The 12,934-nt window shown below is 62.0% G+C and carries 12 protein-coding genes; 10 read left to right on the forward strand and 2 right to left on the reverse strand.

Annotated features, from left to right (window positions below):
* The first annotated feature begins 18 nt into the window (after nucleotides 1-18).
* The 4 genes from kdpC (at nucleotide 19) to B5E41_RS08025 (ending at nucleotide 4,683) form a co-directional block, all read left to right on the forward strand.
* Complete coding sequence (gene kdpC, locus B5E41_RS08010; RefSeq protein WP_088392523.1) at nucleotides 19-588, forward strand: potassium-transporting ATPase subunit KdpC; 570 nt, start codon at nucleotides 19-21, stop codon at nucleotides 586-588.
* Nucleotides 589-785: 197 nt separating this feature from the next.
* Nucleotides 786-3,497 carry a sensor histidine kinase gene (locus B5E41_RS08015; protein ID WP_088392525.1) on the forward strand — a complete coding sequence of 904 codons (2,712 nt, stop codon included), beginning with the start codon at nucleotides 786-788 and terminating at the stop codon, nucleotides 3,495-3,497.
* Nucleotides 3,494-4,186, forward strand: coding sequence for a response regulator transcription factor (locus B5E41_RS08020; protein ID WP_064808457.1), 693 nt, complete (start codon nucleotides 3,494-3,496; stop codon nucleotides 4,184-4,186). The genes B5E41_RS08015 and B5E41_RS08020 overlap by 4 nt, the downstream gene beginning before the upstream one ends.
* Nucleotides 4,187-4,227: 41 nt before the next feature.
* Entirely contained in the window at nucleotides 4,228-4,683 is a 456-nt protein-coding gene (locus tag B5E41_RS08025; RefSeq protein ID WP_064808455.1) for a PTS sugar transporter subunit IIA, read from the forward strand.
* A gap of 45 nt (nucleotides 4,684-4,728) precedes the next feature.
* On the opposite strand, the gene B5E41_RS08030 is transcribed toward B5E41_RS08025, so the two are convergent.
* On the reverse strand, nucleotides 4,729-5,745 hold the full coding sequence (locus B5E41_RS08030; RefSeq protein WP_064808453.1) for a porin: 1,017 nt from the start codon (nucleotides 5,743-5,745) through the stop codon (nucleotides 4,729-4,731).
* A 360-nt stretch (nucleotides 5,746-6,105) separates the two neighbouring features.
* Between B5E41_RS08030 and B5E41_RS08035 the strand changes: the two genes are divergently transcribed.
* The 5 genes from B5E41_RS08035 (at nucleotide 6,106) to B5E41_RS08055 (ending at nucleotide 10,959) form a co-directional block, all read left to right on the forward strand.
* Nucleotides 6,106-7,131, forward strand: a complete 1,026-nt coding sequence (locus B5E41_RS08035) for a sulfate ABC transporter substrate-binding protein (protein ID WP_064808449.1) — start codon at nucleotides 6,106-6,108, stop codon at nucleotides 7,129-7,131.
* 8 nt (nucleotides 7,132-7,139) lie between these two features.
* Nucleotides 7,140-7,997, forward strand: coding sequence for a sulfate ABC transporter permease subunit CysT (gene cysT, locus B5E41_RS08040; RefSeq protein ID WP_064808447.1), 858 nt, complete (start codon nucleotides 7,140-7,142; stop codon nucleotides 7,995-7,997).
* Nucleotides 7,987-8,859, forward strand: a complete 873-nt coding sequence (gene cysW / locus B5E41_RS08045) for a sulfate ABC transporter permease subunit CysW (protein ID WP_088392527.1) — start codon at nucleotides 7,987-7,989, stop codon at nucleotides 8,857-8,859. Before cysT ends, cysW begins: the two co-directional genes overlap by 11 nt.
* A 10-nt stretch (nucleotides 8,860-8,869) precedes the next feature.
* The gene (locus B5E41_RS08050) at nucleotides 8,870-9,910 is read left to right on the forward strand and encodes a sulfate/molybdate ABC transporter ATP-binding protein (protein ID WP_088392529.1); all 1,041 of its coding nucleotides are present in this window, start codon (nucleotides 8,870-8,872) and stop codon (nucleotides 9,908-9,910) included.
* Nucleotides 9,911-10,140: 230 nt separating this feature from the next.
* Complete coding sequence (locus tag B5E41_RS08055) at nucleotides 10,141-10,959, forward strand: cell wall hydrolase (protein ID WP_088392531.1); 819 nt, start codon at nucleotides 10,141-10,143, stop codon at nucleotides 10,957-10,959.
* A gap of 29 nt (nucleotides 10,960-10,988) precedes the next feature.
* On the opposite strand, the gene pepT is transcribed toward B5E41_RS08055, so the two are convergent.
* Entirely contained in the window at nucleotides 10,989-12,221 is a 1,233-nt protein-coding gene (gene pepT / locus B5E41_RS08060) for a peptidase T (protein WP_088392533.1), read from the reverse strand.
* A gap of 305 nt (nucleotides 12,222-12,526) precedes the next feature.
* Here pepT and B5E41_RS08065 point away from each other — a divergent pair, with 305 nt between their 5' ends.
* Nucleotides 12,527-12,841 carry a DUF982 domain-containing protein gene (locus B5E41_RS08065; protein WP_088392535.1) on the forward strand — a complete coding sequence of 105 codons (315 nt, stop codon included), beginning with the start codon at nucleotides 12,527-12,529 and terminating at the stop codon, nucleotides 12,839-12,841.
* Nucleotides 12,842-12,934 lie beyond the last annotated feature (93 nt).

Consider the following 12,934-nt stretch of genomic DNA (forward strand, 5'->3'; position numbering starts at 1 on the left):
CTCCAGGAGCTACGAACAATGTTTAGAGAATTCCGCCCGGCCGTCGTTATGATCATTGCCACCACGGCCATCACGGGCCTGCTTTATCCGCTCGCGATGACGGGTGCCGCCCAGGCGCTCTTCCCAACCCAGGCGAATGGCAGCCTGATCGTGAAGAACGGTCAGGTGATCGGCTCGAGGCTGATCGGCCAGGCCTTCACCGGCGACAAGTATTTCCACGGCCGTCCGTCGGCCGCCGGCGATGGCTACAATGCCGCCGCCTCCGGCGGCTCGAACCTCGGCCCGACCAGCCAGAAACTGATCGACCGCGTGAAGGGCGACTACGAAACAGCCAAGGCGGCAAACCCGAACGCCGAGGTGCCGGCCGACCTCGTCACCGCGTCCGGTAGCGGCCTCGATCCCGATATTTCGCCCGATGCCGCCTACTTCCAGGTCGCCCGCGTCGCCAAGGCGCGTGGCATGGATGAAGCCAAGGTCAAGGCGCTGGTCGCCGGCGCCGTCCACGACCGCGAGCTCGGCATTCTCGGCGAACCCACCGTCAATGTTCTGGCGTTGAACCAGAGCCTTGATGCTTCTATGACTAAGTGAAGGTTGGCGCCAACGGCAGCCCCTTACCCTAACCCTCTCCCCGTTCTGACGGGGAGAGGGGACGTGCCAGGTGAGAGCTCGGCGGGGAACGGAGACGTCGCGGCATGTCCCCTTCGCGCCGTTTACGGTGGCGGCAGCAGGATGAGGGGTTGGTCTGGCCGATCTCAAGTACAGCCATTCGCAGAAAGACCACACGCATGCCAGACGACAACCGCGACCAGGCCGGCAGGCCCTCGCCCGATGCGCTGCTCGAAAAAGCCCGGGCGGAGATGCGCGGCCGTCTGAAGATCTTTCTGGGCGCCGCCCCAGGTGTCGGCAAGACTTACGAAATGCTGGTCTCCGGCCGTGCCAAGATCGCCGACGGCCTCGACGTCGTCATCGGCGTTGTCGAGACTCACGGCCGCAAGGAGACCGAGGCGCTGCTCGCCGGTTTCGAGATCGTTCCTCGCGTCAAGATCGACTATAAGGGCCGTCCGCTCGAGGAAATGGACCTCGACGGCATCCTCGCCCGCAGGCCGGATCTCGTGCTGGTCGATGAACTCGCCCATACCAATGCCGAGGGCAGCCGGCACCCGAAGCGCTACCTCGACGTCAAGGAATTGCTCGATCGCGGCATCGACGTCTATACGACGCTCAACATCCAGCATGTCGAGAGCCTGAACGACGTCGTCTCGCAGATCACCCGCATCCGCGTGCGCGAGACGGTGCCGGATTCGATCATCGACCTTGCCGACGACGTCGAGATCATCGATCTGACGCCGGACGATCTGATCAAGCGCCTGCATGACGGCAAGGTCTATGTGCCCCGCACCGCCGAGCGGGCGCTGACCAACTATTTCACCCCGGGCAACCTGACGGCGCTGAGAGAACTTGCGCTGCGCAAAACCGCGCAGCGCGTCGACGATCAGCTGCTCACCCATATGCAGGCGCATGCGATCTCCGGCCCCTGGGCGGCGGGCGAACGTGTCCTCGTCTCGATCGACCATCATCCGCGCTCCGCCTCGCTGGTGCGATATGCAGCCCGTATGGCCTCGCGCCTGCGCGCGCCCTGGGCCGCCGTCTATGTCGAGACCAACCGTTCGGTCAATCTGACCGAAGCCGAGCGCGACACTGTTGCCGCAACGCTGCGTCTTGCCGAACAGCTCGGCGGCGAGGCGATCACCATACCTGGCCGCGAGGTCGCCGAAGAGCTCGTCCGTCACGCCACCGCCAACAATGTCACCCACATCGTCATCGGCGCCCCCAAAGCGGCCACGTGGCGTGACTGGTGGAGCCGTTCGATCACTGACGAACTGATCCGCAAGACCGGCGAGATCAGCGTCCATGTCATTTCAGGCAATGAGAAGGACGGCACCACCGCGCGCGGCGTCCGGGCGGCAGCCACGGTCCCCCAATTCGATTTCAGAGCCTATCTGCTGGCAACCGTCTATGTCGCCATCGCGCTTGGCGTCAGCATCGTGCTCGATCAGGTGCTCGACGTGCGCAACCTCGCCCTCGTCTTCCTGATGGCGGTGCTGACCTCCGCCGTCCTGCATGGATTACGGCCGGCGCTCTACAGCTGTATTCTCGGCGCGCTGTCCTTCAACTTCTTCTTCCTGCCGCCGCGCTACACGCTGACGATCAGCGATCCGGAAAGCGTGCTTGCCTTCTTCTTCTTCCTGGGCGTCGCCATCATCGCCAGCAATCTGACCGCGACGGTGCAGCGCCAGGCGGCGGCCGCCAGGCAGCGGGCCCGCACGACGGAAGATCTCTATCTTTTCTCCAAGAAGCTCGCCGGCACCGGCACGCTCGACGACGTGCTCTGGGCGACCGCCTTCCAGCTCGCCTCGATGCTGAAGGTCCGTGTCGTGCTGCTCTTGCCGGAAGAGGGTACCATCGCCGTCAAGGCCGGTTATCCGCCCGACGACACACTCGACGATGCCGATATCGCCGCCGCCCGCTGGGCCTGGGAGCACAATCACGCCGCCGGCCGCGGCGCCGATACCCTGCCCGGCGCCAAGCGGCTCTATGTGCCGCTCAGAACCGGACGCACCGCCGTCGGCGTCATCGGCCTCGACGGCGACCGCCGCGACGGGCCGCTGCTGACGCCGGAGCAGCAGCGCCTGCTCGACGCGCTGGCCGATCAGGCGGCCCTTGCGATCGAACGCGTCCAGCTCGTCGCCGATGTCGACCGGGCAAGGCTCGCGGCCGAAGCCGACCGGTTGCGGTCGGCCCTGCTCACCTCGATTTCGCATGACCTGAAAACACCGCTGGCGGCCATCCTCGGCGCCGCCGGCACGCTGCGGGACTATTTCGCCTCCATGCCGGAGGAGGACCGCAGCGACCTGCTCACGACCGTCGTTGACGAATCCGAGCGCCTCAACCGCTTCATCGCCAACCTCCTCGACATGACCAAGATCGAATCCGGTGCGATGGAGGAGCCGAATTTTGCGTTGCATTATGCCGGCGATATCGTCGGCAGCGCGCTGCGTCGCGCCGCAAAGATCCTCGAGCGCCACAAGACCGAGACGAGCATTCCCGCCGACCTGCCGATGGTGCGCGTCGATCCTGTCCTGTTCGAGCAGGTTATCTTCAACCTTCTCGACAATGCCGCGAAATATGCGCCCGAGGGATCGGTGGTCCATATCGAGGGCTGGGCCGATGCCGATAACGTCGTCCTGCAGGTCTCGGACGAAGGTCCGGGCATTCCACCCGCCGATCTCACCCGCGTCTTCGACACCTTCTATCGTGTCCGCAAGGGCGATCAGGTGCGCGCCGGCACCGGCCTCGGCCTTTCCATCTGCCGCGGTTTCATCGAGGCGATGGGCGGCACGATCACCGCCACCAACCGAAAGGGCCGCCGGGGCGCCGTCTTCGCCATTCACCTGCCGAAGCCCAACGACATACCGAAACTGGATGAACTCAGATGACCGGTTCAGCCGTCAAGATCCTCGTCGTCGACGACGAGCCCCCGATCCGCAAGCTGCTTCGCGTCGGCCTGACCGCGCAGGGCTACGAGGTGCAGGAGGCGCCGAATGCCGTCAGCGCCCGCCGGTTGGTCGCCGACGACAAGCCCGATCTCATCGTGCTCGATCTCGGCCTGCCCGACACGCCGGGCCATGACTTGCTTCAGGAGTGGCGCGACGAAGGCCTGTCCATACCCGTCGTCATCCTCTCCAGCCGCACCGACGAGGCCGGCATCGTCAAGGCGCTGGAAAGCGGCGCCGACGATTACGTCACCAAGCCCTTCGGCATCAACGAACTTGGCGCCCGCATCCGCGTGGCGCTGCGCCATCGCCTGCAGCAGCAGGGCGAAAAGGCGATCTTCCAGACCGGCGGGCTGTCGGTCGACCTCGTCAAGCGCATCGTCAAGGTCGACAGCGAGGAAATAAAATTGTCGCCGAAGGAATATGACATCCTGCGCGTGCTCGCCCAGCATGCCGGCAAGGTGCTGACACATCAGTTCCTTTTGAAGCAGGTATGGGGGCCGGCGGCCGATGTGCAATATCTGCGCGTCTACATCAGGCAGCTCAGACAGAAGATCGAGCAGAGCCCCGACCAGCCGCACTATATCACCACCGAGACCGGAGTCGGCTATCGTCTCAGGGAGCCGGACTGACCTGCTCTCTCACCCGCCGCCTGAACTGTATCGAGAATGACATGTATCTTCCCAACATCATACGGCCGGAACACACCTTCATCGGCGTGTCGGCACCGACAAAATGGCGCGCGCTGCATATCATAGCGGACAAGGCAGCCAAGGCCTTTTCCGTCGACAGCCAGACCATTCTGAAGGCGCTCGAAGCGCGTGAGAAGCTCGGTTCCACCGGGATCGGCAATGGCATTGCCATTCCGCATGCCGCGATCGACGGCATGACCAGTCCGCGCGGCCTTCTCATCCGCTTCGCGCAGCCGCTGGATTTCGAAGCGATCGACGATGTCCCGACCGACATCGCCTTTGTGCTCATCTTCGGGGAGAACAATCGCGGCGAATATCTGAACGTGCTGTCGGCCATCGCCCGGCGGCTGCAATCGGATGGCGTGCTTGCCGCTATGCGCAAGGCAAGGACAGCGGACGAATTCTATTCCGATTTCATCGCTGATTCCCGGGCATAAAGCGCGGCCCGAAGGCCGCGCCCGCTTGTCTGCAATCAGACCAACTTAGAAGTCGCGCTGGAAGCGCAGGAAGCCGAAGACTTCGTCGTCGCCTTCGTCCTCATCGTGGTACTGCACGCTGAGCTTCGTTCTGAGGTCGTCGACGATCCGGTAGTCGATCGTCACACCGGTCGTGTAGGCGCTGCCGCCGGTGAAGCCATTGCCGTCAGCCTCTAGGGCGATGTTTTCGAAGTACTGGAACCCCGGGGTGACCGTCCACTTGTCGTTGATCTTCAAGGCGTATTCTGCTGCGATCGTCCATTCGGACTCTTCGTAGTAGTAGTTGGCGCCGCTTGCCCAGATGCCGGCGATGCCGAGCGTGCCCGGACCGATGTCGGCATAGACGATGCCGCGGACGGCGACTTCGCTGGTGTCGGTGTCATAACCGGCAAGCAGGTAAGCGCTGATGGCGCCGGCCTTGTAGGAAACCTGGCCTGCGACACCGAAGTTGTTCGGGCCTTCGCCCGGCTTGGTGGCGTAGTCTTCTTCCAGCTCATCGACCGAGAGGCCGGCGGCGAAAGCGCCATTCTCGTACTGATAACGGATCGAGTTGTGGGTCGTCTCGTTGCTGGCGAGCGTATCGGTCTCGCCGCTCATGTCGTCGTCCCACCAGCTATAGAGCTTACCGACGCGGAAACCGGCGATGTCGATATAGCCTTCATCCAGCAGCGCTTCCTGATCGGAGGCGTTGTCGGCATTGTAACGCAGCGTCATGACGCCGGTCAGCGTGCCGTACTCGGTGTCGTTCTTGGCCTGGAAGGTCACCTGACCGCGAGTCCAGAAGTTTACGTCGGAATCGCCGGCAATGTTGTCACCGAAGCGCACTTCGGTACGGATGTAGCCGCCGATCGAAAGGCATGTTTCCGTTCCCGGAATATAAAAATAGCCGGTACCGTAGGCGTCGCAAACGCGAACATATTCCACGGGCTCGGGTTCCGCCGCCACGATGGCGTCGGCTGCGCGTGCTCCGGATGCCGCGACAAGGGCGGCAACGGAGGCAAAAAGGATAGTTCTGATATTCATTTTGAATGGCCCTAACAGGTTTGGATTGCGAGGCGCATTTCAAGGGATGCCCCCACGTAGCGGCCGGCAAATACGACCGCACCGCCGCCATATAGGAATCCGCAAGTGTCATCGCGGCAAAATCCGGGCAAAAATCAGCTTTACCAAGGTCGCTTGCGGAGGAACTGTGGCAGAAAAAACACGGTTCTGGGGCAGGACGGGGGCGAACCCACGATTGGCCGCGGCCAACTTCGGCAGGTCCATTTCAAAATCACCCCTCAAATGGAATGACATTCTAATAGATGCGGCGAAACTGAAAGACATTTCGTTTCATTATACGACTGACTTGATAGAGTTAAGACCGTCATCAGGAGGCTCCCAATGCAGACACAAAGGTTCACCCGGCTCCTCGCAGCCGCGGTCATGGCAGGCAGCTTTGCGATCGGAAGCGTCGCTCCTGTTTTCGCGGATCAGGCGCTTCTCAATGTTTCCTATGATCCGACCCGCGAATTGTACAAGGATTTCAATGCCGCCTTTGCCGCCAAGTGGCAGAAGGATACGGGTGAAACCGTCACGATCAAAGCTTCGCACGGCGGCTCCGGCGCCCAGGCGCGCTCGGTCATCGACGGTCTCGACGCCGACGTCGTGACGCTTGCCCTCGAAGGTGATATCGACGCCATTGCCAAGGCGACAGGGAAGATTCCGGCAGATTGGAAGAGCAAGCTCCCGAACAATTCGACGCCCTACACCTCGACGATCGTCTTCCTCGTGCGCAAAGGCAACCCGAAGGGCATCAAGGATTGGGGCGATCTGATCAAGGATGACGTGCAGGTCATCACGCCGAACCCGAAGACCTCGGGCGGCGCCCGCTGGAACTTCCTGGCGGCCTGGGCTTGGGCCAAACAGGCCAATGGCGGCGACGACGCCAAGGCACAGGATTACGTGACGAAACTGCTGCAGCATGTTCCGGTGCTCGATACCGGCGCCCGTGGCGCGACCACGACTTTCGTCCAGCGCGGCCTCGGCGACGTGCTCCTTGCCTGGGAGAACGAAGCCTATCTCTCGCTCGAAGAACTCGGGCCCGACCAGTTCGAGATCGTGACGCCGTCGTTCTCCATCCGCGCCGACCCGCCGGTCGCCGTTGTCGACGGCAACGTCGACAAGAAGGGGACACGCAAGGTCGCCGAAGCCTATCTCAACTACCTTTATTCAGACGAGGGCCAGAAGATCGCCGCCAAGCACTACTACCGGCCGATCAAGCCCGAAGCCGCCGATCCGGCCGACGTCGCCCGCTTCCCGAAGCTGACTCTTGCCACGATCGAAGACTTCGGCGGCTGGAAGCAAGCGCAGCCGAAATTCTTCGGCGACGGCGGCGTATTTGACCAAATCTACAAGCCGGCCCAATAATAGATTTCATGAGTGCACATAGCCCCACGCGGTGGCGGTTCAGGCGGCCGAGCGTCATTCCGGGTTTCGGAATGGCGCTCGGCCTTACCTTGACCTGGCTCACCCTTCTGATCCTCATTCCGCTCTCCGGCCTTGCCGTCCGGTCGAGCGCGCTCGGCTGGGAGAAATTCTGGTCGATCGCGCTCGATCCGCGTACGCTGAATGCACTGCGCATCAGCTTCGGCACCGCCTTCATCGCCGCGATCGTCAACGCTGTTTTCGGCATCATTCTCGCCTGGGTGCTGGTGCGTTATCGCTTCCCCGGCAAGCGCGTCATCGATGCAATGGTCGATCTGCCTTTCGCGCTGCCGACCGCGGTTGCCGGCATCGCATTGACGACACTTTATGCGCCGAACGGCTGGGTCGGCCAATTCCTGACCCCGCTCGGGATCAAGATCGCCTTCACGCCGGCCGGCATTGTCATAGCGCTGATCTTTGTCGGCCTGCCCTTCGTGGTGCGCACCGTGCAGCCGGTCATGGAGGAAATCGACAAGGAAGTGGAAGAGGCTGCGGCAACGCTCGGCGCCAACCGCTTGCAGACGATTTTCCGCGTGCTGCTGCCGGGGCTGGCGCCTGCCGTGCTCACCGGCTTCGCGCTCGCCTTTGCCCGCGGCGTCGGTGAATATGGTTCGGTCATCTTCATCGCCGGCAACCTGCCGTTCAAATCAGAGATCGCACCGCTGCTGATCGTCATCAAGCTCGAGGAATATAACTACGCTGCGGCGACCGGCATTGCCGCAATCATGCTGATTCTCTCCTTCGGCATGCTGCTCGTCATCAACCTCATCCAGAGCTGGAGCAGGCGGAGGTACGGCTATGGCGCTTGATACGACCACTCAACCCGGCAAATTGCGCTCGGTGACAACAGAACACCGGATCGCCCGCTACAGCCTGATCATCCTTTCGCTCGTCTTCCTGCTGCTGATCCTGCTGCTGCCGCTCGCCGCCGTGTTTGTCGAGGCCTTCCGCAAGGGCGCCAGCCCCTTTCTCGAAGCGCTGCAGGATGTCGAAACCTTCTCGGCGATCCGGCTGACGCTGATCGTCGCCGGCATCAGCGTGCCGCTCAATCTCGCCTTCGGGGTTGCCGCTGCCTGGGCGATCGCCAAGTTCGAGTTCAAGGGCAAGGCATTTCTGACGACGCTGATCGACCTGCCCTTTTCCGTTTCGCCGGTCATATCGGGCCTGGTCTTCGTGCTTCTGTTCGGCGCCAATACCTGGCTCGGCCATTGGCTCAGCGCCAACGACATCAAGATCCTGTTCGCCGTTCCGGGGCTTGTCCTGGCGACTATGTTCGTCACCTTTCCCTTCGTCGCCCGCGAACTGATTCCGCTGATGCAGGAACAGGGAACGGCCGACGAGGAGGCAGCCCTTTCGCTCGGCGCCAGCGGCTGGCAAACCTTCTGGTACGTGACGCTGCCGAACATCAAGTGGGGTCTGCTCTACGGCGTGCTGCTCTGCAACGCCCGCGCCATGGGCGAATTCGGCGCCGTGTCGGTTGTCTCCGGCCACATTCGCGGCCAGACGAATACCATGCCGCTGCAGGTGGAAATTCTCTACAACGAATATAATTTCACCGGCGCTTTCGCCGTCGCCACACTTTTGGCGCTGCTGGCGCTCGTGACCCTAGTTTTGAAGACGCTGCTGGAAATGCGCTACAGCGCCGAAATATCCGCCAGCCGGCGGCACTGAAGGATTTGAAATGGAAGTACGCGTTCAAAACATTCGCAAGGAATTCGAGCGTTTTCCGGCGCTGCACGACGTCTCGCTCGATATCCGCTCCGGCGAACTGATCGCACTGCTCGGCCCTTCGGGTTCCGGCAAGACGACATTACTGCGGCTGATCGCCGGCCTCGAAAGCCCGACGGAGGGGCAGATTTTCTTCGGCGACGAAGATGCCTCGAAGAAATCGGTGCAGCAGCGCAATATCGGCTTCGTCTTCCAGCACTATGCGCTCTTCCGCTACATGACGGTGCTCGACAACGTCTCATTCGGCCTGAGGGTCAGAAAGGGCGCGCGGCGTCCTGCGAAAGCCGATATCCGCCGGCGGGCGCTGGAACTGCTCGACCTCGTGCAGCTTTCCGGCCTTGAAAAACGCTATCCCGCCCAACTTTCCGGCGGCCAGCGCCAGCGCGTGGCGCTCGCCCGCGCCATGGCGGTTGAGCCGAACGTGCTGCTGCTCGACGAACCCTTCGGCGCGCTCGACGCCCAGGTGCGCAAGGATCTGCGCAAATGGCTGCGCGAGATCCATGACCGCACCGGCCACACCACCGTCTTCGTCACCCACGACCAGGACGAGGCGCTGGAGCTTGCCGACCGCGTCGTCGTCATGAGCCAGGGCGCGATCGAGCAGGTCGGCACGCCGGATGAGGTTTACGACTATCCCAACTCACCCTTCGTCTTCGGCTTCATCGGCCAGTCGAATTGCCTGCAGGTCGATATTTCAGACGGCGACATCCGCTTCGAGGGCCGCTCGCTCGGCCTCAATGCCGAGGGTGAGCCTGATGGACCGGCGCAGCTCTACTTCCGCCCGCATGACGTCAGGCTCTGCGAATCGGCGGAAAACTGCATTGCCGGCCAGCCGGTCTCCAGCCGCCGCGTCGCCGGCACCCGCCATATCGAACTCGATATCGGCAATGATCGCCCGCATATCGAAATCGAACTGCCCCCGAGCGAGGCCGACAGGCTCGATCGCAATCGGGTGGCTTTCAAGCCGACTCGCTGGAAGCTGTTTCGCAGCTGACGATCACGGGCGCAAAAGAGGGTTGCCACAGCTCGCGCTGCTGCACAATTCGTTAAATTTTCAGATTTATGCAGCAGCTTGTCTGACACTCGCCGCCTGAATCGCTTTTGGCGAGAGTCGATTCTGGTGTTTGTGATCTCTGGTTGTTTGTGTTTCAGTCATATGACGAGTAAAAGTTTTTCCGCGTTAATCATAAAGGGCTGGACTAATCCCATAGGAGGCACCTGGCGTTGAGGGCGGAGATTTCCTTTGGAAAATCCCTGATCGGGATTTTATTCGTAGGACTGGCGGCCGCAGGCTGCACCACAACACCAAAGCCGGCGGCGACGCCGGGAAAAACAAAACAGGCTCAAGCGGCGAAAGTCACTTTCAATTATACCGCCAAGGATCGCGACTGCCTGAAGCGCGCGATGTATTTCGAATCGCAGCATTCCGACGAGGATGGTTATCTGGCCGTCGGCACCGTCGTCATGAACAGGCTGACGTCGGGCGCCTACCCACCGTCGATCTGCGGTGTTGTCGCCCAGGAGAAGCAGTTTGCGCCTGGGGTCATGACGCGGGAAGTCAAGCCGCAGGCCGAACCAGAACTCGCCACCGCGGCCGATGCGATCCTGCTGAAGGGTGCGCGCCATCCGGCCGTGAAGGACGCGATGTTCTTCCACACCGACGGTCTGAAATTCCCTTATGACAACATGCACTATGTAACGGTCGCCGGCGGCAATGCCTTCTACGAGAAGCGCGATTCCAACGGCATGCTCGAAACGCCGCCGCCGCTGCCGTCCTATGAGGTGGCGATGAATTATGTGCCCGGCGAAAGCATGCTGCCGCCGCAATTCGAGGCGCTGATACCCTCGGCCGTTCCCGTTCCTCTGCCGGCGCCCGATCCGATGCCGACGGCGAGCACGGCGCCGATGCAGATAACGGCCCCGGTAACCCAACCAGAAACCGCGCCTGCGCCCGAGCCGGCAATGCGGATCGCGATCCCGACGCCCCGTCCCGCCTATGACAGCGTGATGCTGCGCGGCGAGATCCCGGTAAATGGCGGATAAACCTGTATTTAATTAAAGAGAAGAATGCCTTAGGCGCGCTCCTCCCAGATCTTCGCAAGCTCCACAATGGTTGCGACCGCTTTTTCCATATCCTGGCGGCTCACCCATTCGAGCGGCGAGTGGAAGGCATGGCCGCCGGCAAAAATGTTCGGGCACGGCAGCCCCATGAAGGAGAGCCGCGATCCGTCCGTGCCGCCGCGAATGCTGCCGCGAACCGGCGTCATGCCGGCACGGCGCACGGCTTCAAGCGCGTTCTCGACAATCTCGGGATGGCGGTCGAGCACCGTCTTCATGTTGCGATATTGTTCCGTCACCTGGAAATGGTAGCTCGAGCCGGGATAGGCTGACATCACCTGCTTGACGATAGTTTCGAGCATCGCCTCCTTTTGCACGAGGCCCTCGTCGGTAAAGTCGCGAACGATGAAGCTCAGCGACGCCTTTTCCATCGAGCCGGTGACGCCGACAGGATGGATGAAGCCCTGCTTGCCTTCCGTCGTTTCCGGCGCCACGTCCTTCGGCAGCCGGTCGATGATGGCGCCGGCGATCTTGACGGCGTTCTCCATGCGGTCCTTGGCGAAGCCCGGATGGATCGCGACGCCTGTTATGCCGATCTCGACGCCGTCTGCCGAGAAGGTTTCGTCCTCGATGTGACCCGCCGTCTCGCCGTCCATCGTATAGGCGAAGTCGGCGCCAAGTTTCTTCAAATCAACCTTGTTGACGCCGCGGCCGACCTCCTCGTCGGGCGTGAACAGGATCTTGATCATCCCGTGCCGGATATCCGGATTGTCGACGAGGATCTGGGCCGCGGTCATGATTTCCGCCAGCCCGGCCTTGTCGTCGGCGCCGAGCAATGTCGTCCCGTCGGTCGTGACGATGTCGTTTCCGATCTGGTTTTTGAGCTCCGGGTGCTCGCTCACACGGATGACCCGGCTCGGATCACCGGTCAGCTGAATATCTCCACCGGGGTAATTTCGGATGACCTGCGGCTTGACACCAGTGCCGCTGAAATCGGGCGCCGTATCCATATGCGAGCAGAAGCAGATGACCGGCACCGCCTTTTCGCTATTGCCAGGGATGGTCGCGTAGACATAGCCGTGTTCATCGAGATGGGCGTCGGAGAGCCCAATCTGCAGCAACTCATCGACGAGCAGCCGCCCGAGATCCTTCTGCTTCCCGGTGGTCGGCTGCGTCGATGACGAGGGATCGGATTGGGTGTCGATAACGACATAACGGAGAAAGCGGTCGAGAACGGTGTCGGTCATTTCAATCCTGTCCGGTGAGATCACCCGAGGATATAGCCCTCCCGGGCGAAGCGGCAAAAGATTTTTCCGCTCGGCGATGGTGCTATGACGGCTTTTCACTGAGGAGCCGGATGACCTGGCTCCCCGAGCGTCCAGCCGCGGAGCTGTTGCAATCTTTCTCTCGCATCCGACAGCGGCAGGCGGATTTTGTCCCGTAGGCAGCATCCGACACACCGCCATTAACGGAATATCGCGGCGATCTTGAACAGCCGGAGGCCATTTCCAATATTCATGGGGATTAAGCTGGCATCGAAAGGAGGAAGAAAATGCCGCTGAACGATGTGCTCTGGACTCGTCCAGTGACGGTCCGGCTGCAGTGTGGCCTGGAACGAACTTTTACCGGCGTCTATGATGCCTTGGATTTCCTGGAAAACGAATGGCCATTAGGCCACGGGGAGCGCCACCAGCGCGCGGTCAAGACCTGTCGCGGCGCTCTAAACCGGGTTATTGCCCCGTTGATCGCGCGGGAGGCTTTCCTGGCCGCGTGCGTCGAAGCCGGCATGCCGGCAGTCGTGGCTCCCTGGCAGGTACAGGCCACCCGCCCCCCGGTGCGGCCCACGCGCGTCGCTGCACTCCGCTAAGGGCTAAGCGTGCGGAGGTCACGTCGGGATCCGGACTCGAGATATCTGTCGCGCGGCCCCGGGAGGAGCCGCGCCAGCTCGAAACCCGAGGCA

The sequence above is a fragment of the Rhizobium esperanzae genome (assembly GCF_002204185.1).
GTDB classification, from domain to species: domain Bacteria; phylum Pseudomonadota; class Alphaproteobacteria; order Rhizobiales; family Rhizobiaceae; genus Rhizobium; species Rhizobium esperanzae.